The sequence below is a fragment of the Streptosporangium sp. NPDC006013 genome (assembly GCF_040614275.1).
In the GTDB taxonomy this organism is placed as follows: domain Bacteria; phylum Actinomycetota; class Actinomycetes; order Streptosporangiales; family Streptosporangiaceae; genus Streptosporangium.
In genome coordinates, this window is sequence record NZ_JBEXUE010000138.1 from 1 (window position 1) to 21518 (window position 21518).

The window sequence follows — 21518 nt, forward strand, 5'->3', positions numbered from 1 at the left end:
GGGGTCCGGCCGATCTGTGCGAGGCTGGGGATCGGTCTGGTGGTCGCCGGCCCGCGGGCCGGTGCCCTCCCGGGTACGCCCACCCCTCTCCGCCCTCGTCTTCGCTTCCCCGAGGGAGCGAAGGCGGCGGGACAGGTGCCACCGGGCGGGAATTCGGTCGCGGTATTGCTCTTCAACGGTCTACGCAAAGCAGTCGAACATGACGTAACTTCGTGTTCGCTCGTCGCACCTCGGTCCGCGTAGCCGCCATGATGTTAGACGTGAGGCAACGGGCAGGTAATGACGTGACGACGACGCCGGCGGCGGCGGAGACTGCCGAGGTCGGGGAGACCGATCCCACCCAGCCCGCGCCCTCGGACGGAGCGCGGGCCGGGTCCGGCGGCGAGCCCGTCGGCACCGCGCCCTCCGAGGCTCCGGAGGAGGCGCCCGACGGTGGGGTTCCCGATCACGCCGCATCGGGTGACAGCCGTGACGGCGAGGTTCCGAAGGGCGGGGTTTCCGGCGGTGAGGCCACCGAAGGTCCTCGTGACGGCGGCGACGGTGCATCGGACGACGCCGATGACGACGCCGATGACGCCGACGACACGCCGGGTACGCCACCGGAGGTGATCCCCGACCAGGCTCCCGGCAGAGCTCCGGATACCTCGGACGGCGACGACTCGGAGGTCACCGCCGTCATCCGGCTCCCCGCGCGCCCGATCTCACCGCCCACGGTGGACGCTCCCGAGGCCGAGGACGCCTCCGGCAGTGAGATCGACACCACGACGGAGATGCGTCTGCCCTCGGCACCGCTCCGCCCGACGCCGAAACCCACGGAGCCGAAACCCGAGGAGCCGGAGCCCACGGAGGCGGAGCCCGCGGGACCGGTGACCGCGGAAGGAGGAACACCGGAGCGGAGGCCGCGGGAAAGGGCCGTCACGACGTCCAGCCCGCTTCCAGGGACCTCTGAGACCGCTTCGGAGGCCACGGCTCCAGCGGACCGTCGGGAGCCGCAGAGCGCGCCGCGGAGCCCGGGGAAGGCGGCTCCGGCCGCCGCCAGGCCGTCGCGAATGACGAGCGTGATGCAGTCGGCCGCGGTGTGGCTGCCACCGTTGCTCACGGTCGAAGGCCTGATCATGTACGTGCTGGCCCTGCGCGTGACGCCGGGCCCGCTGCGGGGCGTCGACGTGACCAAGATCGACGCCTTGGGCCTGATCTCGGCCATGCCACTGACCGCGTTCGCCGCGATCCTGCTGATGCTCGTCGCGTTCTTCGTCACGATCGCGCAGAACACCGACCGCAAGTTCCTGCTGCTCTTCCAGATCGCGGCGATCACCTTCGCCCTGCACGGGGCGTCGGCTCTGATCTCGGACGAGGCCAGGTTCCCCACGGCCTACGTGCACGCCGGCTTCGTGGAGTACATCAACCGCACCGGCGAGTCGTCCGCGATCCTCGACGCCCGCCTCGCCTGGCCCGGGTTCTTCGCGCTGGTGGCGTTCGTCACGAAGGCCGCCGGGGTCACCGACCTGGCGACGATCATGCGGTGGACGCCGCTGCTGTCGAACCTGCTGTACCTGCTGCCGTTCGTGCTGATCCTGCGCCAGGTGGTCGCCACCACCCGGGCCCGCTGGTTCGCCGCCCTGCTGTTCGTCATCGTCCAGTGGATCGGCCAGGACTACTTCTCCTCTCAGGGCTTCACATACGCGATCTACCTGGCCTTCGTGGCGATCGTGCTGCGCTGGTTCGGCAAGGTCGAGCCCCGCGACAAACCGATGCCCGCCAAGGGGCGCGTCCGGCGGCTGCTGGCCCGCCTGGACGGGCTGACCCCCGGCGAGCTGCCCCACTCGACCGGCGCCTACGACCGGGTGATCATGCTGATCGTGCTGATCGGCCTGTTCGGCACCGCGACCGCCTCGCACCAGATCACGCCGTTCATGATGCTCGGCGCGCTGACCGGCCTGCTGCTGCTCCGGCGCACCTCGCTCAGCTGGGCGCTGCCGTTCTTCCTCGGCCTGATCGTGTTGTCGTGGATCAGCTACCAGACCGTCACCTTCTGGAGCGGGCACATCGACCAGCTCTTCGGCGGGCTGGGCCGGATCCTGCAGAACCTGCAGAGCAACACCGGCGACCGGATCGACGGCAGCGACCCCAGGCACGCCCTCGTCCTGATGGCCCGCCTCGGCATCTGCGGCGTCATCCTGGCACTGGCCGCCATCGGCCTGCTGCGCCGCGTGCGGCGCGGTGTCGGCGACCGCGCGGCGCTGCTTCTGCTCTGCATCCCGGTGCTGGCGCTCGGGCTGCAGAACTACGGCGGTGAGATCGGCCTGCGGATCTACCTGTTCGCACTGCCCGGTGCCTGCATCCTGGCCGCCTACGCCTTCTTCCCGAACCTTCCCGCCGGCACGGAGGACGCGCCGGAGGAGACGGTGCCGATCCGCAGGCGCAACATCCGGTTCAACCCGGAGCTGACGCGCCGGATCTCGCTGCTGCTGGCCGCCGGATGCGCCATGGCACTGGCGATGGTCTTCCTGGTCGCCCGGTACGGCAACGAGCAGTTCGAGCGGGTCTCGGCGAGCGAGGTCGCGGCGATGCACTACATCTACGACCATGACGAACCCAGTGCCCGCGTCCTCTTCCTCTCCCCGGTGCTCGGTCCGGAGGTCACGCCCATCATTCCGTGGGGCGAACGGGACTTCGACAAGATCTCCTACGAGCAGGTGCTGGTGGCCCCTGATCCGACCGAGCTCACCACGGTGATCGACAAGCTTCGCGCGTCACCGCCCAACACCTACCTGGTGGCGACCCGCGCACAGGCCGGATACCTGCAGCTCAACCACGGCTACCCCGATGACTGGGCACCGCGGTTCCGCGTCGCGCTGGACGCCAGCAAGGAACTCAAACGGGTGTTCAACGGTGAGGACGCCGCCGTCTACACGCTGAAGTCCTTCCCCGAGGGCACCGAGATCCCCGAGCGCGGGGTACCGCTCGGTGGCAGCGACCCGACCTCTCCGTGGACACCGGTCGGCCTGGCCGCGCTGGGTGTGACCTGGATCGCGTTGTTCGTCTACGAGGTGTTCCGCCTGGGCGGCCGCGAGAGTGGGAGGCGGGCCAGAAGACGCATCCTGTTCGTCGCGGTGCCCGCGTTCGTGCTGGCCCTCGCGGTGATCGCGGAGCGCTTCATCGTCATCGGCTACCAACTTCAATAAAGGACAAAGTCGCTTGGCCGGCGGCCTCCCCGCGCCATACTGAGCACCGTTTGCTGGGAGACGCCTGTCTCAGAGCCTGGTCGAAGGACGGTTGGATGTTCACAGGGGAACCCCGTGGCCGGGCGGGGACCTCCACCCAGGGCACGGGGCGGCGGATCGCGGCGGTCGACGCGCTGCGCGGTTTCGCGCTGCTGGGCATCGTGGTGGTCAACATCACCTACCTCGCCTCCGGATATCGGATGGCCGGGCTGGCGGCGCCGTCGTTCTCCGCGCCGCTCGACTGGGAGGTGCGCTGGGTCGTCTCGTTGTTCTTCGAGAACAAGTTCTATCTGCTCTTCGCCTTCCTGTTCGGCTACAGCTTCACCCTTCAGCTCGACTCGGCCCACGCCTCCGCGACGGCGTTCGTCCCCAGGTTCCTGCGCCGCCTGGGCGGGCTGTTCCTGCTCGGCCTCGCCCACGGCATCCTGCTGTTCCCCGGTGACATCCTGGCCACCTACGCGGTGGTGGGGCTGGTCCTGCTGGCGGTGCGGCGGATCACCCCGCGCACCGCGATGATCTCCGCGATCGCGCTGACCGTGGCGCTGGCGGTGGGGATGCTGCTGCTGGCCTTACTGGCGACGCTGGGCGCCGACGCATCGAGGGCGGTCTCCGAGAACGCCGCCCAGGCCGCCATGTCCGACCGCGCCCTGCACGGCTCCGCATCCATGATCATCAACGAGCACCTGCACAAACTGGCCAGGATCTTCGTGCTGCGGGTCTTCTTCCAGGGGCCCACCGTGCTCGCCGCCTGTCTGGTCGGACTGGCACTGGGCAAGATGCGCCTGCTGGGTGACCTGTCCGGGCACACCGTGACGCTGCGGCGGCTGCAGTGGGCGGGGTTCACCGTCGGCCTCGCCGGGGCCGTGGTCTACACGCACGCGACCTGGTCGGACGGCGGGCACGCGTACCACATGGTCGGCCAGTCGGTGAACCTGGTCACCGCGCCGCTGCTGGCCGCGGCCTACGCCGCCACCCTGCTGCGTCTGCTCCCCTCGGCACCTCGCCTGGCCGGGACGCTCGCGCCTCCCGGCAGGCTGGCACTGACGAACTATCTGGGGCAGTCGCTGATCAGCTCACTGATCTTCACCGGCTACGGGATGAGCCTGGTCGACCAGCTCAGTCCGTTCTCCGTGGTGTCGATCGGCATCGCCATCTTCACGGTCCAGGCCGTGTGGAGCCGGTGGTGGCTGAGCCGCCATCAGTACGGGCCCGTGGAATGGCTACTGCGCTGGTTCACCAACTGGCGCAGACCCTCCCGTCCTGAGCGAGCCTAGCCTGGTGCTCACGCACCGGTACGCTCGCTCCACTTGACCTCGTACGGCTTCAGCTCGAACTGCTTGCCGTCCACGGTGGTGCTCGCGGCCGCGTCGGTGGTGTTGACCATCACGAGCTGCCGTTCCTGGGCGAGGACCCGCACCTTCTCGTTGGAGGAGGTGACCGTCTCCAGCTTGGTCCCGAGCGGGAACCACTTGGTGAAGCCGCTCAGGATGCCCGCCATGGGCATCTCCGCACCGGTGCTCGGGTGCCACAGGCAGCCCAGGCAGACCTGGTCGTCGCCGGTGGACTTGCGCTGGGGGCTCCAGTAGAGCGAGGTGGTGACGCCGCTGGTGGCGAACTCCATCATCGCCGCGGTCTGCACCGCGATGCGGCGCTCCTCGCTCCAGTCCCTGCTGTCCGGCTCGACGTACCACTCGGCCCACCAGACCGGCAGGTCGCCGCTCTTCTGCCGCAGCCAGGTGGTGAGGGCGCCGAACTTGCCCAGGGCGGTGAACTCGTCGGGGTAGGCACCGGCCTCCCTGGTGACCGAGGCCCCGTCGACGACGATGAAGTCGGCGCCCTTCTTCTTCTCGATCCAGTACTCGACCGCCTCCAGGTCACGCTGGATGACGCTCCCCCACGGCCCCTTGATCTCCGCCCCCTGTTCGGGAGCGGTGGTGCTGCCGACCGACACGTACGGCCCGCCGACCTTGATGTCCTTGTCGACGGCCTTCAGCGCGTCGTAGACCTTGTTGTAGAGCTCGGTGTAGCCCTCGATGTCCCAGCGGTTCTGGGCGTTGTTCCAGAAGCCCTTCAGCTCGTTCCAGACCATGAAGTGCTTGACCGTGGGGTAGCGCCTGGCGACCGTCGCGGCGAGCTTCGCGTAGTCGTCGAAGTGCTCGCGCCGGGGCGCCGTCTCCAGTTGCGTCCAGTCGGTCCGGCCGGAGGTGCCGCCCTTCATCCAGTCGGGCGAGCAGCAGAGCGTGATGATCGGGATGGCCTGGGACCTGGACATGAACTTGATGCGACGGTCGAGGTCGCGGAAGTCGTTCTTGCCGGGTGCGGGCTCGGGGTTGCCCGCGCCCCAGCCCATGATGTGCTGGTTCTGCAGCATCGGGACCCGGCTGAGCATGTGGGAGGCGGCCTCGGTGACCGCGCCGCTCTCGTTGTCGGCGCTGAACTCGGTGTGGGTGATGCCCCAGCGTGGCCAGTCCTGAACCGCGGGTGGTTCCTCCAGTGTCGGCGCCGCCTGCGTGGGAGGAATTGTCATACGCTGTCCGCGGGGAATGTCCGGTTTGGCGGCGAAGGCGATGATGCCCACCACCAGCACCACCGTTACCGCCATCGCTCCCAGTGCGACCGGCCAGGCCGGGCGCCGTCGCTGGTGCCGTCCGTTAGTCGGTATCACCGATTCCTCGATCCTCGCAGGTCAATGAATGTAGCGTTCCACAGCGACAACGGACGTGACGGTGAGCTGAGCTGCTTCACAGACAAGCGTTACCGGTCGCGTCGCCAGCGTATCCATGGCGACTTGCATGACGGTTGAAAGCCAGAAGTAGTTCCCGTCATACCCTGCTCACCGGGCCGTGCGGCACCCACACCACGGGTCCGAAGGTGGACGGCGACCGCGACCGCGGGTTCAGCCCTCCAGGACCCGCAGCGCCCGGTCGACGAGCGTGGGAACGGCGGCGCCGATGTGCTCGAAGCCCTCACCGACGGTCTTGCCCTGCTTGAACCTGGCGTGGATGCCCTCCACGATGACGGCGAGCTTGTAGTTGCCGAAGGCCAGGTAGAAGTCCAGGTCGGACAGGTCGGCGCCGGAGACCTTGGCATAGTGTGCGGCGAACTCGCGGGCGGTGAGGAAGCCGGGGGTCACGGTGACGCCTGCCGCGACCGGGATCGAGGCGCGCTCGGTGTCGCCGGGGTCCTGCCAGTAGGTGAGGGTGAGGCCGAGATCCGCCAGGGGGTCGCCGAGCGTGGACATCTCCCAGTCGACGACGGCGAGGATGTCGGGGTCCGGCGAGATTCGCACGAGCGTGTTGTCGAGCCGGTAGTCACCGTGGACCAGTGTCGAGGCTGAGCGCGCGGGCAGGCGCTCGCGCAGCAGGGCCACCAGGCGGTCGTAGGCGGGCAACTCGCCGGTCTTCGACCGTTCCCACTGCTGTCCCCAGCGCTCCAGCTGGCGGGCCATGTATCCCTCGGGGCGTCCGAAGTCCCCCAGGCCCGCCTTCTCGTAGTCGATCGCGTGGATCGCGGCGAGCACCTCGGCCAGCCGCTCCGACAGTCTCCGGGCCTGCTCGGGGGTGAGATCCCGAGTGTCCTCCTGGCTCCGCACGGCCGCGCCGTCCACGTGCGCCATGAGGTAGAACGGCGCCCCGATCACGTCCTGGTCGTCGCAGAAGGCGACCGGCTCCGGCACCGGGACCGAGGTCGGCGCGAGCGCCGAGATCACCCGCCACTCGCGCCTCATGTCGTGGGCGGTCGGCAGCACGTGGCCCAGCGGCGGCCGGCGCAGCACCAGGCGGCGCCCGGGGGTCTCGACGAGGTACGTCAGGTTGGATCTGCCACCGGCGATCAGGGAGACCCCGGTGGGCTCGCCGACGCCGGGGACGTTGGCCGCGATCCATTCGACGAGGCGGGACCAGTCGATGCCAGGGGTGCTCATGGCCCCCATTAGAACGCCACTCGGGTGAGTGGCGCCAGCCGGGACCTCACAATGAGATCCCGAAACGTTGCCTTCCCGACTACGGGGAAATTCCTTCCGTACTTTATCGTTACATTACGTCCCTACCAGCATGCTTGGGCTTTACGGCATTCTGCACAGGATGACGTAAGGGGACCCCGCACATCCCAGTAGGAGCTCATGCGCGTCTCAATCGTTCAACCCCGTGATCTCGGACCGGTCGACATCGATCGCTGGAGGACTCTCCAGGGTGCCGACGCCGCTTTCGACAGCCCGTTCCTGTCGCCGGAGTTCACAGTCACCGTCGGCGCCCTGCAGGAACGCGTCCGGGTCGCGGTGCTGCACGAAGGACAGGACGTGGTGGGGTTCTTCCCCTTCGAACGCCATCCGATGGGCATCGGCATGCCCGTGGCCGCAGGCCTGACCGACGCGCAGGGGCTGGTCCACGCCAAGGACGTGGAGATCGACGCGCAGCGCCTGATCAGGGCGTGCGGCCTGGCCGTCTACGAGTTCGACCACCTGATCGCCGGGCAGCCGCTGCTCCAGCCGGGGCACAGCAGGCACCCTTCACCGATCATCGATCTCCGCGACGGCTTCGAGTCGTACATCGAGACGATCAAGGTGACCTCCGGCAAGACCTACCGCTCGACGGCGTACAAGAGCCGCAAGCTCCAGCGTGACGCCGGGCCGCTCCGGCACGACTACGCCACCACCGACCTGGCGCCGCTGCGCACGCTGCTCGGCTGGAAGACCGAGCAGTACCGGCGCACCGGCCGCAACGACCGGTTCGCCCGGCCGTGGATCGTGGAGCTGGTCGAACGGTTCCTCGCCACCGACACCGAGCACTTCGGCGGGGTCCTCGACATGGTGTACGTGGGCGACCGGCCGGTCGCCGGGCACTTCGGCCTGCGCACCGGCACCACGCTCGCGGGCTGGTTCCCCGCCTACGACACCGCCTTCGCGAAGTACTCCCCCGGCCTGATCCACCACCTGGCCATGGCCGAGAAGGCCGCCGAGGCCGGGATCGGAGTCATCGACATGGGCCGCGGGGAGAAGGAGTACAAGGAGAAGCTGAAGAACGGCGAGTACGAGGTCTCGGAGGGCCGGATCGCCCGGCTGAGCCCCGGTGCCGGGGTCCACTGGATGCTGCGGGTGCCGGTGCGCAAGGCACGTGGCACGGTCCTGGCCAACCCGCTCCTGCGCACCACCGCCGACCGCGCGCTCAAGACGTACGGCCGCCTGCGAACGTCTCTGCAATCCCCCTGAGCAGGGTTCGCGGCGGTGCGGGAACGGTCCTTTCTCACCCGATCAGCTCGGCGACCACCGAGACGCCCCGCCTGACGTCCGCCTGCGACGCGGAGCCGTAGCCGATCACCAGGCCGTGCCGCAGCTGCGGCCCGTGGTAGTGGCGGGTCATCGAGTCGAGCAGCACGCCACGGGCACGGGCGGCCTCGACCAGCGGCGTGACCGCGTGCTCCGCGAGCTCCACCATGACGTGCAGGCCCGCGGTGTCGCCGATGACCCTGGGGCCGAGGATGTCGACGACCACGGCCCGGCGGCGCGCGTACTCCAGCCGCATCCGGCGCAGGTGCCGGTCCAGGTCCCCCCTCTCGCAGAGCACCGCCACCGCCTGCTGGGCCGGGCCGCCGGTGCGGTCGGCCAGGTCGTCCCTGGTCAGGGCGATGGCTTCGATGAGGCTCGGCCGGGCGACCAGCCAGCCGACGCCGATGTCCGGCGTCAGGGCCTTGCTCAGGCTGCCCAGCAGCACCACCCGCTCGGGACCGAGGCCGTGCAGGGCGGGCAGCGGCGCGACGTCGTAGCGGAACTCGGCGTCGTAGTCGTCCTCCACGAGGATCGCACCGGTGCGGCGGGCCCAGGCGAGAAGGCGCTCCCTGCGCGGGATGGGCAGGCGGCCGCCGAGGGGGTACTGGTGGGCCGGAGTGGTGTAGAGGACACGCAGGTCATCCGGGAGGCGGTCGACGACGACCCCGTCCTCGTCGACCGGGCAGGGCACGATCTCCGCTCCCCTCCCGGCGAAGACGTTCCTGGCGACGCGGTAGCCGGGCTCCTCGACGCCGGCCCGGTCACCGGGCCGCAGGAGCGTGGCGGCGACCAGGTCGAGCCCGTTGCCGGTGCCCCGGGTGACCATGATGTTCTCCGGCCCGACGGGGATCGCCCTGGTCCTGCGCAGGTGCTCGGCCAGGGCCGTGCGGAGCCTGGGCAGGCCGCGGGGATCGGGGTCGCTCGCCGGCGGCAGGTCGGCCGCTCCGCGCCAGGCCCTGCGCCAGGCCGCCCGGTCGTAGTCGTGGACCCACGGCCGCCCGGGACGCAGGTCGATCACCCGCCCGCCGTCCCCCGGCGGGGTGTCCTGGCCGGGAAGGGCGACGGGAGGTGGCGCGAGGGGGCCGCGAGCGCGCTCGTTCGCGGGAGGGACCACCATGTCGGCCACGTAGGTGCCGGAGCCGTGGCGTCCTTCGAGCCAGCCTTCCGCGTACAGCTGCTGGTAGGCCTCGGTGACGACGGTACGGCTGACCGCGAGCTGGCCGGCGAGGGCACGGGTGGAGGGCAGTCGCTCGCCGGAGGCGAGGGCGCCGTCGCGCATGGCGGCCCTGAGGCGGTCACCGAGCTGGACGGCGAGTGCCGTACCGGACTCGCGGTCCACCGAAACGGGCAGGTCGACGGCGAGGCGCGGCAAAGTGGTCTCCTGTAAGCGCATGGAAGTGGACATGTTCTCGGTATCCACTTCTCTCTAGGCTAGTGCCATGCTCTCTACGACTCCCCGCACCACCCTCGGCCGCTCGAAGAACAGGGGCCTGACCTCTCACGAGGATCTGTACGCGGTGCTGGACGCCGGGCTGGTCTGTCATCTGGGCGTCGTGGTCGACGGCTTCCCCATGGTCGTCCCCACCGGTTACGGCCGGATCGGCGACACCCTCTACGTGCACGGTTCCACCGGCGCCACCTCCCTGCGGAACGCGGACGAGGTCTGCGTCACGGTGACCCACCTGGACGGCATCGTGCTGGCCCGCTCAGCCTTCAACCACTCGCTCAACTACCGCTGCGCCATGGTCTACGGCCGTGTCCGCCGGGTGGAGGACGGCGAGGAGCATCTGGCCGGGCTGCGGGCGATCACCGAGCAGTTGGCCCCCGGCCAGTGGGACGCCAGCCGCGCGCCCACCAGGAAGGAACTCGCCGCGACCACAGTGCTCGCCCTCTCCCTCGCCGAGGCGTCGGTGAAGGTGCGACAGGGCCCGCCGATCGACGAGGAGGAGGACTACGAGCTGCCGATCTGGGCGGGGGTCCTGCCGCTCCACCAGGTCTGGGGAGCTCCCGAGCCCGATCCCGCGATGACCGGGGACCTGGCCGTCCCCGCGCACATCGCGTCACGAACCATGCCCGTTCGTTGAGTCTCCGCGGCGGGCCGACGCACCACGGGGCGCGCCTGTCCGTGCGAGACCCCGCCGCTCCTACCGATCGACCCTATGGAGTGAGACTGATTCGCGATTAATGCGCGAAATGCGTTTCTCTATGGCTAAGCTACGGTCCGTCTGTTATGGGTGGGGGCCCAGACAACTGAGGAGACCGTTATGTACGGCACGCCATCGGCCTGGCGAGTCCCCGGATACACCGAGATCCGCGAACTGGGCACCGGCGCGGCGGGGCGTGTGGCGATGGCGCGCCACGATGCCGACGGCGTCCTGGTAGCGATCAAGTACCTGTCCGACGAGCTCAGGGGCGACGTCGGCTTCGTGGCGCGCTTCCGGCACGAGGCCAGGGTGCTCAACACCCTGAACAGCCCGCACTCCGTCCGGCTCTACGACTACGTCGAGACCGGCGACGGCGCGGCCATCGTCATGGAGCTGATCAACGGCGTCGCCCTGCGCGCGCTGCTGCGCTCGGAGGGGCCGACCGGCCCGGAGGCGGCGCTGCTCGTGCTCAAGGGCTCGCTCATGGGGCTGGCCGCCGCGCACTCGGCGGGCGTGGTGCACCGCGACTTCAAGCCCGAGAACGTGATGGTGGAGGCAGACGGGAAGAGCAAGCTCGTCGACTTCGGCATCGCGCTCCGCTCCGGCGACGGCGACGCCCCCGCGGGCACCCCGCCCTACATGGCCCCCGAGCAGTGGGTGGGCGGACCGGCCGGGCCCTCCACGGACGTCTACGCCGCCACTGTCGTGTTCTTCGAATGCCTGACCGGCACCCGCCCCTTCCGGGCCACGAACATCGCCGCGCTGGCCCGCCAGCACCAGGTCATGCCGCCGCCGGTCGAGGAGGTGCCCCCGGCCCTGCAGGGGCTGGTGGAGCGCGGCCTGGCCAAGCACGCCGCCGACCGGCCGCCGACCGCCTCCGCGTTCCTCACCGAGTTGGAGGCCGTGGCCGCCGACGCCTACGGTCCCGACTGGCAGGAGCGCGGCCGCCGCCGCCTGGCGGGGATCGTCGGGCTGCTGGCCGGGCTGTTCCCGCTGGACGCGCCCGCCCCGGCGGCCGACACCTCGCTGGCCACGACCGAGCTCGGCGGCAAGGGGGGAAGGACCTCCTCGCTCAGCAAGCTGAGCGTCAAGATCCTCATTGGCGTCGGCTGCATCGCGGTGATCGGCGGGCTGACCGCGGTACTGGTCGGATCGGGCGGCACCACGAAGATCCAGCCGCAGAGTTCCGCCGTCACGAAGGACCCGACCCCCTCGGACCCGCTGGAGACGGTGCTCCCCGGGGACGGCGGCGACGAGCTCGACGAGCCTGACGAGCCCGCGGAGGCGTCACCGACCGCGGGCGCGCCCTCCGCGACCCCCACACCGAGCAGCACCGCCTCGGGCCTCCCACCCGTGCCGACCGCCGCGACGCCCTCCAAGACGCCCAAGGCGTCGGCGACGCCCACCAGGAAGCCGACCGCGCGGCCGACCAGTAAGCCGACCGGGAAGCCGGCCGAGTCTCCCTCCCCCGAGGAGAGCTCCACGCTCAGCAATCCCGGCAACCCGAGTACCCCCGCGACCAGATCGCCGTCCCCGACGACGGCCCCGACGACGGCCCCGACCCAGCCGTCGGCCCAGCCCACCCGGACGCAGCCGACGACGCGGCCGACCACGTCCTCACCCGCCCCCTCCGAGACGGCCCCCGAGGAAACCCCGACCTCCGAGGAAACCCCTAAGCTCACCAGCTCGCCCCTGCCCCCCGTCGAGACGGCCCCCTCGGCACTCCTCGCGCTGGGCCTGGTGACAAGCGGTGCCGTGCCGGTCACACTGGCCGTCAAGCGCGGCGTGGCGGGACGGCACAGGAGACGCCGGTAACCAGGGAACGGGCGGAATCATGAACACTGACCGGGGCGGCGTCGCCGGATTCCGGTTGACCGGTCCTACCTGGGCCGGAGACCTGGGAATCTGGTCGTCGGCCGTCGCGGCCGACGGACGGCGGGGAGGCGCGCTCAGGTTCGACCCGCGACTGGTCGCCGATCCCTCGGCCCGCGAGAGGCTGATCGCGGCCGTGGTCGCCGACCGCAGGCTCACGCAGAGCGGCCTGACCGGGCTGGTCCCGATCGCCGACCTCATCACGGCCCAGGACGAGGTCTGGCTGATCACCTCGGAACCGGCGGCACCGACGGTGCGCGACCTGCTGTCCGGAGCCGCTGGATCACCCGGGCCCGACGCGGGCAGCGCGGCCACGGTCCTGATGGAGACGGCGCGGGTGCTGCTGGCCGTCCACTCCTCCGGGCTCATCCACGGTGAGCTTCACCCGGGCACCGTGGTGATCGCCCCGGACGGGTCGGCACTGCTCGCCGAGCGGGGGCTGCTCGACGCGCTGCTCGGCCGCCCGCCCGCGCCGGAGCGGGACGTGGCCGCCTGGGCGTCACTCGCCCGGGGGCTGGCCGCCACCTGGGCCTCGGCCGACCGGGAAGCCGCGGGGCTGCTGGAACGGGTGGCGGCGACGGCCTCCATCCGGGGGCTCGCCGCCGCGCGCGACGCCCTGCTCGCCGGGCGTGACGTGCTGCCCTCCGGGTTCACCACCCGCGACAGGCTCGCGGAGACCCTGCACCGATGGCCGACGTATGAGGCGCCCGGCCGGGGAGGGCCCCCGCCGCCCGTACCGGCCGCCCCCGACGAGGGGGAGATCGTCACGCTGCTCCACGTTCCGGGAACCGGCGAGCAGCGAACCCTGGGGGCCGACGAGCACCGGCCCGAGGACGTGGTCCTGCGGTTCGGCCCCGGGGTGCCCGCCGAGACCACGGCCGCCCAGATCTGGCGGGCCGGCCGGGACCAGCAGCAGACCGAGCCGCCCTCCGACAGGCTCAGGGCCACCTCGGTCCCCCATGCTCGGCGGCGTCGCGGTCGTACGATCCTCTCCTCGGCGATCCTCGCGCTGATGGTCGTGGGCGCGCTGGCGCTCTGGCTGTTCCGCGGTTCGTCGACACCGCTTGAGGTGACGAAGGTGGACGTCAGCGCCCCCAGGAAGACCCAGGGCTGCGACACGACGGTGAAGATCACCGGTGTCCTGCACACCAACGGCGCGGGCGGGGAGGTCAGCTACCAGTGGAAGCGGAGCGACCGCAAGGAGCCGATCGTGCAGACCGACCAGATCTCGTCCGGGGCGACCTCGCACAAGGTGAGCCTGGACTGGACGGTCAAGGGCGAGGGAAGTTTCAAGGGAACCATCACCCTGTCGCTGCTCTCGCCGGCCCCCGAGGGCAAGAAGGTCCAGGACAGAGCCACCTTCACCTACAAATGTTCATGAGTGATCCGCAAGGTCCACAATGCAGTACAAAGCCGTTCTTACTACTCTGACGGCCATGACCACGCAGACCCCCTCCGGCTGGTACCCCGATCCCTACGGCTCGCCGCTGTTGCGGTGGTGGGACGGCCACCAGTGGACCGATGCCACCCATCAGACGGATGTCCCCACAGGGCAGGGCGTGCCTCAGGGATCGCAGACCGGCCCCTTTTCCTCCCAGCCTCCCCCCACGGGACAGGCCGCGGCGCCCTCGCCGGGAGAGCCCGCGGGAACGGGCCCGACCGGCCAGTGGGACCAGCAGACCATGCAGCAGGGACCGGCGGGCACGGGACAGCCGAACGGCAACACGGCGCAGATGCCCCTCCCACCGTACGGCGTTCACCCGTCCGGGCCGCCGCCGCGCAAGAGCGGTCCGCTCCCGTGGATCCTCGGCGGTGGCGGTGCGCTGGTCCTGATCGTCGTGATCGTGGTCGCCGCGATGTATCTGATCAACCCCGACAGCAGGAACGAGGCCGGCGAGCCCGTCACGTCCCGTACGCCGCCCCCCTCGGCGAGCCGGGAACCCAGCCGGGAGTCGACCCCCGAGCCGACGCCCTCGCAGAGCCCGCCGCCCCAGCCGGTGGACGGGCGCATCACCGACCCCGTGACCGGCCTGTCCTACCAGATCCCCGAAGGGCCGTGGCAGGTACCTCCCAGCCCCGGCAGCGGGCTCGGGTTCACCTGGACCAGCGCGGCCGTCGCCACCGCCCACGAGAACTTCGACGGCAAGGGCGGCAACTGGGTCGGCAACGTGCTGACCGGCGAGCTTCCCGACCAGTACGGCTACCAGGGTGTCGAGAGCATGCGCTCGGTCGCCGCGACGTTGCTGCAGGTCATCGAGCCCAACTTCTACAGCCCCCCGCACCGCCGGAAGATCGTCGAGGACAAGGCGGTCAAGGTGAGCGGCAAGGACGCCCGGCTGTTCGTCTTCGACCTGGACTTCTCCGAGCAGTCGGAGGCCAACGGCTGGAAGTGGAAGCGGGAGCGGGCCGCGTTCCTGATCGTCGACCGGGGTGAGGGCAGCCGAGCGGCGCTGGCCTACATCAGCGTGCCCGACAATCTCGGCATCTCAACGGTGGACAAGGTGATCAAGTCATTCAAGCTCTCGTAACGGAGTACTACCCTGAAGGCTATGAGTGACCTGCTGGTCTGGATCGACTGTGAGATGACCGGGCTTGACCTTGGCCGTGACGCGCTCGTCGAGGTGGCCTGCGTGGTCACCGACGGTGAGCTGAACCAGCTTGACGAAGGTGTGGACGTGGTCATCAAACCCCCGCCCGAGTCCATCGAGCAGATGTCGGAGGTGGTGCGCGAGATGCACACCGCCTCCGGCCTGCTGGACGCGCTGAGCGAGGGCGTCACGCTGGCCGAGGCCGAGTCCATGGTGCTCGAATACATCAAGGGACACATCAAGGAGCCGAAGAAGGCTCCGCTGTGCGGCAACTCCATCTCCACCGACCGGTCGTTCCTCTCCCGGGACATGGCCGCCGTGGACGCCTTCCTGCACTATCGGATGATCGACGTCTCCTCGGTGAAGGAACTGGCCCGGCGCTGGTACCCACGGGTCTACTTCGCCTCGCCCGAGAAGCAGGGCGGCCACCGCGCGCTGGCCGACATCGTCGAGAGCATCCGGGAACTGCGCTACTACCGCGCGGCGGTCTTCGTGCCCCAGCCGGGACCCGACTCCGCCACCGCCAGGGAACTGGCCGAGACCGTGTCCGCGCGAAAACCCTGACCGGCTCGCGGGAAACCCGGTACGAAACGACTCCCAAAGACCGCTACACTTTTCATGTGCTGCCACGGCGGCGATGGTGGGCGTAGCTCAGTTGGCAGAGCGCTAGGTTGTGGTCCTAGATGCCGGGGGTTCAAGTCCCCTCGCTCACCCCATGAGAACGGCCGGTCCCTCGGGACCGGTCGTTCTGCATTTCCACTCCCGTTACCCACCAAAAGTGGATATTGCGGGTTATGCTCGCAGCTATCGCTACGCCGTAGGATCGGGGGTTTCGGCGACCTGACCGTGTTGCAACCACGGAGGCCGGATGAGAGTCGACGATGCCACGTTCGACGCGGAACCCACAGTCGTGACGGGCTTGAGCAGGCGCGAGACCGAGGTCATGGAACTGATCGCGACGGGTCGTTCCAACGGGCAGATCGCCCAGCACCTGTTTCTGAGCGAGAAGACCGTGAAGAACCATGTGAACCGGATATACGCCAAGCTGGGGGTCGACTCGCGGGTCACCGCGATCGATCTGTGGCTGGAACGGGCCGCGCGCGAGGACCCTCAGCACTGCTGAACGGCGACACGACGTCTCCGGACCGCTTCGGAGCCGTCGGGCCCGACCGGGCGGGGCGCCTCGGGTGGTGGAAGACCTCCAGGGCGCGGGCGATGGCGGACGTGCCCTCCCTCAGTTCCTCGGAGGCGATCGAGAGCGCCGGGCGCAACCGTACCGAGCGCTCGCCGCAGGGCAGGACCAGCACGCCCTCGTCCTCCCTGAGCGTGGCCACCAACAGGTCGCGCCGCGCGGCGTCCGGCAGGTCGAACGCGCACATCAGGCCGCGCCCCCGGGCGTTCTCCACCAGGCCGGGGAAGCCGGCCTGGATCTCCAGCAGCGCCTTGAGGAGCTCGGCGCCGAGCCTGCCCGCGCGCGGGATCAGGCCGTCGCGCTCCACGATCTCCAGCATCCGGCGGGATCGGACCATGTCGACCAGTCCTCCGCCCCAGGTCGAGTTGATCCTGCCGCTGATCTGAAACACGTTGTCCGGCACCTCGTCGACCCTGCGGCCCGCCATGATCCCGCCCACCTGGACCTTCTTCCCGAAGGCCACCACATCGGGACTCAGGCCGAGTTGCTGGTACGCCCAGGGGGTGCCCGTGGTCCCGGCACCGGTCTGCACCTCGTCCAGGACGAGGAGGGCGTCATGCTCGTGGCAGAGCCGTTCCATCGCGAGCAGGAACTCCGCCCGCATGTGGTTGTCGCCGCCCTCCCCCTGGATGGGCTCGGCGATGAAGCAGGCGATGTCGTGAGGATGGCGCTCGAAGGCCGCCCGCGCCGCGGCCAGGGATCTCTCCTCTGCCGCCTCGACGTCACCGAGGTGGATCGCGGGCACCTCGATCCTGGGCCAGTCGAACTGCGGGAACCGGTCGGTCTTGATCGGGTCGGTGTTGGTCAGCGAGAGCGTGTAGCCGCTGCGCCCGTGGAAGGCGCGGGTGAGGTGGAGCACCTTGCCACCGAGCTCGGGTGAGCGCCCCCGTGAGGCGTTGAGACGGCTCTTCCAGTCGAAGGCGCACTTCAGCGCGTTCTCCACGGCGAGGGCTCCGCCCTCCACGAAGAACAGGTGCGGCAGCTCGGGGTCACCGAGCACCCTGGCGAACGTGTCGGCGAAGTCGGCGAGGTGGGAGGTGTAGAGGTCGGAGTTGGCGGGCTTGTTCGCGGCGACGTGGCCGAGTAGCGCCAGGAACTCGGGGTCGTCGTCGAACGGGTTCACCCCGAGCGGGGCCGAGGCGAAGAAGCTGTAGAAGTCCAGGTAGCTCCGGCCGGTGTGGGCGTCGACGAGCCGGGAACCTCGGCTCCGTTCAAGGTCCAGCACCAGCCGGTAGCCGTCGACGAGCAGATGACGAGCGAGACGGGCGTGCACGTCCATGTCCCCTCCACGGTGATCCAAAGAGATGATCCCCCGTAATTGACACATCTACACGGAGACATTACGCGCTGGAGGCGGTTCTTATGAAGATTTTTCGGTTTACCGGCACCCTGGGCATGTATGCCCGGGTGCCGGGACCGTGCGGCCCGAGCCCCTCTCGATGACCGTCTCCCTTCCCGGGGACCACTCCTTCCGAGACCACAAATCAGTCAAATCAACCTGCCGCAGGTCGGGCCGGGTCAGTTCGCCGGAGAACGGCACGTTACGCCGCCGCGTAGACCACCAGGGAGACCGCCACGTACTGCACCAGGTAGGCGGCGACGGTGAAGGCGTGGAAGACCTCGTGGAAGCCGAACCACCGGGGGGAGGGGTCCGGCCGCCTCATGGCGTACACGACGCCGCCCGCCGTGTAGAGCACCCCGCCGAGGAAGACCAGGGCCACCGCGACCACGCCCGCGCCCCGCACGAGCTGCGGCAGCACGAAGACAGCGGTCCAGCCGAGGCCGATGTAGAGGGCGGTCGAGAGCCACCGGGGGGCGTTGACCCACAGCACCCGGAAGAGCACCCCGGCGATCGCACCCGCCCAGATCACGCCGAGCACCACCGCGTCGGCCGGAGCGTCCAGGGCGAGCAGCGCGAACGGGGTGTAGGTGCCCGCGATGATCAGGTAGATGTTGGCGTGGTCGAGCCGGTGGAGCACCTCCTCCGTGCGCGGGGAGAGCACCCCCCGGTGGTAGGTGGCCGAGATCCCGAAGAGCAGGCCGGAGGTGATCGCGTAGACCGCGGCGGCGATCCTCGCCTGCGGGGTGGGCCCCAGCGCGACCAGGACGAATCCCGCGACGAGTGCCACGGGGAGCGCCCCGGCGTGCAACCAGCCGCGGAGGCGGGGCTTGACGGACTCGGCGAGCGTTTCTGCGACGGTCGTGGCCATAAACCTACGGTAGCGTAAGTTACGTCATCGTAGGTTGTGATTCTCCCTACACGCCGCGGCCGTGGACCGGCGTCTCCTCCAGCCGAGACCCGCCGTAGTGGAAACGGGGCATATGGTTTCTCTCCGGGTGCACGTCGCGGAAAAGAGGATCCAGCTGATGGGCAGGCGGGAAGCGCGGGAGCCGATGCCGGGACGGTATCCGGTGACCTTCGGCGAGGTGGACCTGCTACAGGACCTCGACAGGCCCTCCGGCTGGGTGGTCTCCAAGGACGGCGTGCCGCAGTCGTACGTCGACCTCGACGACGCCACCTACCTCGACTTCGAGTACGTCCAGCTGATGGCCGACGTCGTCGACCTGCTCGCCGAGGGTCCGCTGGACGCGGTGCACGTGGGCGGTTGCGCCTGCACCCTGCCCCGCTACGTCGCGGCGACCCGTCCCGGGTCCCGGCAGATCGTCGCCGAGCCCGACGAGGGGCTCGTCCAGCTCGTCAGGGACCAGCTCCGGCTGAAGTCGGTGCCCCGGCTCAAGGTCAGGCTCCTCGACGGCCGCACCGCCACCGCCGGGCTCGGGGACGACTCGGCCGACCTGCTCGTGCTGGACGCCTTCAGCGGCGCCACGATGCCGATCGAGCTGGCCACCTCCGAGTACATGGGAGACGTCGCCCGCGTCCTGCGCGCCACCGGCACCGTGCTGATCAACGTCGCCGACGGCAAGGGGCTGGCCTTCACCCGCCGGGTGCTCGCCACCGTCCGCGAAACCTTCCCCCAGGTGGCGCTGCTCGCCGAGCCGGGCATCATGCGGGGCCGCCGCTTCGGCAACCTCATCGTCGCCGCCTCCCGGATGCCGCTCCCCGTCTCCGACCTGACCCGCAGGGCCGCAGGCGGCCTCACCCAGGCCCGCTGCGTGTACGGCGAGGACATCGTCAGGTTCATCGCCGGAGCCCGCCCGCTGCACGACGGCGACGCCGTGGTCACCCCGGTCCCCCCGCCCGCGGTCTTCGGCTGACCCGCGACCGGCCCGTTTCCCCGATCTCGTCCGCCATGGAATAGTTGAAACATCAACTGAGTTGTCGCCTGCGAACATCGCAGGAAGGAATCCACAATGCCGGCCGTGACCGTAGAGAACCTACTGACCCTGCCCCGCCTGCCGCAGCCGCTGAACGCGGTCCGCGAGCGCCAGGTGCTGGCGATCACCACAGCCCCGAGCGGATTCGAGGGAGAGGGCTTCCCGGTCCGCAAGGCACTCGCGACGATCAAGCCCCAGTATCTCGACCCGTTCATCATGATGGACCAGATGGGCGAGGTCGACTACGCGCCGGGCGAGCCCAAGGGCACCCCCTGGCACCCGCACCGGGGCTTCGAGACCGTCACCTACATGATCGACGGCGTGATGGAGCACGCCGACTCGCATGGCGGTGGCGGCACGATCTCCGACGGCGACACCCAGTGGATGACGGCCGGCGGCGGAATCCTGCACAAGGAGGCTCCCCCGGAGTGGCTGGTCGCCAAGGGCGGCCTGTTCCACGGGATCCAGCTCTGGGTCAACCTCCCCGGCAAGGAGAAGATGGTCGCGCCGAAGTACCAGGACATCGGCAGGACCAACGTCGTCCTGCTCAGCAGCCACGACGGCGGGGCGCTGGTCCGCCTGATCGCGGGCGAGGTCGGCGAGTTCACCGGCCCCGGCTCCACCAGGACACCGATCACCCTGCTGCACGCCTCGCTGAGCCCCGGTTCCCAGCTGACGCTCCCCTGGCGCAAGGATTTCAACGCGCTCGCGTACGTCCTGTCGGGCCACGGCACCGCGGGCGGCGACCGGCAGCCGATCGAGTCCGGCCAGCTGGCCGTCTTCGACGGCTTCGGCAGCCTTCCGGGGCTGGGCACCGACGGCGAGACCATCACACTGTCGGCGGCCGGCACCCAGGAGAGCCGGAGCCCCAACATGGAGGTCATCGTGCTCGGCGGGCGCCCGATCGGCGAGCCGGTCGCGCACTACGGGCCGTTCGTGATGAACACCCAGGCGGAGCTCGCCAAGGCGTTCGAGGACTACCAGGCGGGCCGCCTCGGTACCATCCCCGCGGGCCACGCCTGATCGCGGAGCGCCGGGGCACCGGACGCCCGGGGGTGTGTTTTGTGGATCTTCGCCGTAGCGAGGATCGCCCAGACGGATGCCCCGCAAGGCAGAGGAGGAGCTCATAACGGAGTTATGGGCGACGACAACGCCGCGGGGCGCTGTCTGGGCGACCGCAGCAGGCGGAAAGATCCGCAGAACACACCCTAAGACTGGATGAGGGTGACGCAGGCGACGCGGGGGCCTGCGGCGCCGGCCTCGGCGCCGGCGGTGCGGGTCGGCTCAGCGTGGATCACCAACGATCTGGGCAGCCGGCCCGCGACGAACGCCCAGTCCCGGGTGGCGGTGGCGGCGGCCTCCCCCCGGGCATCGGTGGTGAAGTCGAGCCAGACCTCGTTCTGGGCACTGGCGTGGGCGTGGGCGTGCTGGTAGTGCGGCCCGGCGTCCTCGGGCTTGAGACCGCACGGGTTGACGTGCAGATGCACCCCGTAGGTGCGCCCCGGGAGCATGCCGGTGACGGTGACCGTGGAGGTGGCGAGCACCGCCCCCGACTCCGCGGTGACCCGGGCCGTGGCTCCCGGCGGCACCAGCGTGGTGTCGTAGGCGATGACGGAGGCACGAGGTTCGGGGGCGGAGAACACCCCGCCCCCGGTAAGGCGGATCTCCGCGCTTGAGGCGACGGCCGGGCCGTGCCCCGCAGGATGGGTGTCGACGGCCCGCTCAGCACAGCCGGCGCAGAGCAGGGCGACGGCGAGAACTCCCAGAATGCGCATCCATGATCTCCTTGGCGGGCCGGAACAGTGCAGCGCCCACCATAACCAGTAATCATGTGATCACACTGGGTATTGACCGCTTCCGGTCTTCGTCTTCGCTCCCGGCCGGCCGAGATCGGTGTCGGCTACCGGCTGGCTCCGGAATGAGCGCCCGATCCGGTGGCGATCGGCCTGGTCACGGGAT

17 protein-coding genes and 1 tRNA gene are annotated in these 21518 nt (G+C 69.9%); 12 read left to right on the top strand and 6 right to left on the bottom strand.

Features of this window, described 5'->3' with window-relative positions; all coding sequences use genetic code 11:
- The first annotated feature begins 284 nt into the window (after positions 1 to 284).
- Together ABZ260_RS21795 and ABZ260_RS21800 are read left to right on the top strand one after the other, a co-directional pair.
- Positions 285 to 3185, top strand: a complete 2901-nt coding sequence (locus ABZ260_RS21795) for a hypothetical protein (RefSeq protein ID WP_355620457.1) — start codon at positions 285 to 287, stop codon at positions 3183 to 3185.
- 95 nt (positions 3186 to 3280) lie between these two features.
- Positions 3281 to 4498 (top strand): DUF418 domain-containing protein, encoded by a 1218-nt coding sequence (locus ABZ260_RS21800; protein WP_355620460.1) that lies wholly within the window; start codon positions 3281 to 3283, stop codon positions 4496 to 4498.
- 8 nt (positions 4499 to 4506) lie between these two features.
- On the opposite strand, the gene ABZ260_RS21805 is transcribed toward ABZ260_RS21800, so the two are convergent.
- Together ABZ260_RS21805 and ABZ260_RS21810 are read right to left on the bottom strand one after the other, a co-directional pair.
- Positions 4507 to 5826 carry a xylan 1,4-beta-xylosidase gene (locus ABZ260_RS21805; protein WP_355620463.1) on the bottom strand — a complete coding sequence of 440 codons (1320 nt, stop codon included), beginning with the start codon at positions 5824 to 5826 and terminating at the stop codon, positions 4507 to 4509.
- Positions 5827 to 6120: 294 nt separating this feature from the next.
- The gene (locus ABZ260_RS21810) at positions 6121 to 7146 is read right to left on the bottom strand and encodes a phosphotransferase family protein (protein WP_355620466.1); all 1026 of its coding nucleotides are present in this window, start codon (positions 7144 to 7146) and stop codon (positions 6121 to 6123) included.
- A 198-nt stretch (positions 7147 to 7344) separates the two neighbouring features.
- Between ABZ260_RS21810 and ABZ260_RS21815 the strand changes: the two genes are divergently transcribed.
- Entirely contained in the window at positions 7345 to 8430 is a 1086-nt protein-coding gene (locus ABZ260_RS21815) for a GNAT family N-acetyltransferase (RefSeq protein ID WP_355620469.1), read from the top strand.
- Positions 8431 to 8464: 34 nt separating this feature from the next.
- Here the strand turns inward: ABZ260_RS21815 and ABZ260_RS21820 are convergent, their stop codons facing one another.
- Complete coding sequence (locus ABZ260_RS21820; RefSeq protein WP_355620472.1) at positions 8465 to 9859, bottom strand: PLP-dependent aminotransferase family protein; 1395 nt, start codon at positions 9857 to 9859, stop codon at positions 8465 to 8467.
- A gap of 67 nt (positions 9860 to 9926) precedes the next feature.
- Here ABZ260_RS21820 and ABZ260_RS21825 point away from each other — a divergent pair, with 67 nt between their 5' ends.
- The 7 genes from ABZ260_RS21825 (at position 9927) to ABZ260_RS21855 (ending at position 16214) form a co-directional block, all read left to right on the top strand.
- Positions 9927 to 10571, top strand: coding sequence for a pyridoxamine 5'-phosphate oxidase family protein (locus tag ABZ260_RS21825; protein ID WP_355620475.1), 645 nt, complete (start codon positions 9927 to 9929; stop codon positions 10569 to 10571).
- 180 nt (positions 10572 to 10751) lie between these two features.
- Positions 10752 to 12446, top strand: a complete 1695-nt coding sequence (locus ABZ260_RS21830; RefSeq protein WP_355620478.1) for a protein kinase — start codon at positions 10752 to 10754, stop codon at positions 12444 to 12446.
- Between the two features lie 19 nt (positions 12447 to 12465).
- Entirely contained in the window at positions 12466 to 13884 is a 1419-nt protein-coding gene (locus ABZ260_RS21835) for a hypothetical protein (RefSeq protein WP_355620481.1), read from the top strand.
- 55 nt (positions 13885 to 13939) lie between these two features.
- Positions 13940 to 15031 (top strand): DUF2510 domain-containing protein, encoded by a 1092-nt coding sequence (locus ABZ260_RS21840; protein WP_355620484.1) that lies wholly within the window; start codon positions 13940 to 13942, stop codon positions 15029 to 15031.
- A gap of 21 nt (positions 15032 to 15052) precedes the next feature.
- On the top strand, positions 15053 to 15655 hold the full coding sequence (gene orn / locus ABZ260_RS21845) for an oligoribonuclease (protein WP_350921144.1): 603 nt from the start codon (positions 15053 to 15055) through the stop codon (positions 15653 to 15655).
- Between the two features lie 76 nt (positions 15656 to 15731).
- Positions 15732 to 15807 (top strand) — tRNA-His (locus tag ABZ260_RS21850).
- Between the two features lie 152 nt (positions 15808 to 15959).
- Positions 15960 to 16214, top strand: a complete 255-nt coding sequence (locus ABZ260_RS21855; protein ID WP_350921141.1) for a LuxR C-terminal-related transcriptional regulator — start codon at positions 15960 to 15962, stop codon at positions 16212 to 16214.
- Here the strand turns inward: ABZ260_RS21855 and lat are convergent.
- Both lat and ABZ260_RS21865 read right to left on the bottom strand, forming a co-directional pair.
- Positions 16156 to 17562 carry an L-lysine 6-transaminase gene (gene lat / locus ABZ260_RS21860; RefSeq protein WP_355620488.1) on the bottom strand — a complete coding sequence of 469 codons (1407 nt, stop codon included), beginning with the start codon at positions 17560 to 17562 and terminating at the stop codon, positions 16156 to 16158. The genes ABZ260_RS21855 and lat overlap by 59 nt on opposite strands.
- Before the next feature lie 262 nt (positions 17563 to 17824).
- On the bottom strand, positions 17825 to 18493 hold the full coding sequence (locus ABZ260_RS21865) for a hemolysin III family protein (RefSeq protein WP_350921137.1): 669 nt from the start codon (positions 18491 to 18493) through the stop codon (positions 17825 to 17827).
- Between the two features lie 157 nt (positions 18494 to 18650).
- Here ABZ260_RS21865 and ABZ260_RS21870 point away from each other — a divergent pair, with 157 nt between their 5' ends.
- Positions 18651 to 19499, top strand: a complete 849-nt coding sequence (locus ABZ260_RS21870) for a fused MFS/spermidine synthase (protein ID WP_350921134.1) — start codon at positions 18651 to 18653, stop codon at positions 19497 to 19499.
- Between the two features lie 96 nt (positions 19500 to 19595).
- Complete coding sequence (locus ABZ260_RS21875; RefSeq protein ID WP_350965619.1) at positions 19596 to 20582, top strand: pirin family protein; 987 nt, start codon at positions 19596 to 19598, stop codon at positions 20580 to 20582.
- Between the two features lie 185 nt (positions 20583 to 20767).
- Here ABZ260_RS21875 and ABZ260_RS21880 read toward each other — a convergent pair whose 3' ends face one another.
- The gene (locus tag ABZ260_RS21880) at positions 20768 to 21334 is read right to left on the bottom strand and encodes a superoxide dismutase family protein (protein WP_355620492.1); all 567 of its coding nucleotides are present in this window, start codon (positions 21332 to 21334) and stop codon (positions 20768 to 20770) included.
- Positions 21335 to 21518: the final 184 nt, after the last annotated feature.

What these genes read in the sequence shown, in the direction of transcription:
- ABZ260_RS21800 (WP_355620460.1), top strand. Translation starts at nt 3,281, where the DNA reads ATGTTCACAGGGGAACCCCGTGGCCGGGCGGGGACCTCCACCCAGGGC.
- ABZ260_RS21805 (WP_355620463.1), bottom strand. Translation starts at nt 5,826, where the DNA reads ATGGCGGTAACGGTGGTGCTGGTGGTGGGCATCATCGCCTTCGCCGCC.
- ABZ260_RS21810 (WP_355620466.1), bottom strand. Translation starts at nt 7,146, where the DNA reads ATGAGCACCCCTGGCATCGACTGGTCCCGCCTCGTCGAATGGATCGCG.
- ABZ260_RS21815 (WP_355620469.1), top strand. Translation starts at nt 7,345, where the DNA reads ATGCGCGTCTCAATCGTTCAACCCCGTGATCTCGGACCGGTCGACATC.
- ABZ260_RS21825 (WP_355620475.1), top strand. Translation starts at nt 9,927, where the DNA reads ATGCTCTCTACGACTCCCCGCACCACCCTCGGCCGCTCGAAGAACAGG.
- ABZ260_RS21830 (WP_355620478.1), top strand. Translation starts at nt 10,752, where the DNA reads ATGTACGGCACGCCATCGGCCTGGCGAGTCCCCGGATACACCGAGATC.
- ABZ260_RS21835 (WP_355620481.1), top strand. Translation starts at nt 12,466, where the DNA reads ATGAACACTGACCGGGGCGGCGTCGCCGGATTCCGGTTGACCGGTCCT.
- ABZ260_RS21840 (WP_355620484.1), top strand. Translation starts at nt 13,940, where the DNA reads ATGACCACGCAGACCCCCTCCGGCTGGTACCCCGATCCCTACGGCTCG.
- orn (WP_350921144.1), top strand. Translation starts at nt 15,053, where the DNA reads ATGAGTGACCTGCTGGTCTGGATCGACTGTGAGATGACCGGGCTTGAC.
- ABZ260_RS21855 (WP_350921141.1), top strand. Translation starts at nt 15,960, where the DNA reads ATGAGAGTCGACGATGCCACGTTCGACGCGGAACCCACAGTCGTGACG.
- lat (WP_355620488.1), bottom strand. Translation starts at nt 17,562, where the DNA reads ATGGACGTGCACGCCCGTCTCGCTCGTCATCTGCTCGTCGACGGCTAC.
- ABZ260_RS21865 (WP_350921137.1), bottom strand. Translation starts at nt 18,493, where the DNA reads ATGGCCACGACCGTCGCAGAAACGCTCGCCGAGTCCGTCAAGCCCCGC.
- ABZ260_RS21870 (WP_350921134.1), top strand. Translation starts at nt 18,651, where the DNA reads ATGGGCAGGCGGGAAGCGCGGGAGCCGATGCCGGGACGGTATCCGGTG.
- ABZ260_RS21875 (WP_350965619.1), top strand. Translation starts at nt 19,596, where the DNA reads ATGCCGGCCGTGACCGTAGAGAACCTACTGACCCTGCCCCGCCTGCCG.
- ABZ260_RS21880 (WP_355620492.1), bottom strand. Translation starts at nt 21,334, where the DNA reads ATGCGCATTCTGGGAGTTCTCGCCGTCGCCCTGCTCTGCGCCGGCTGT.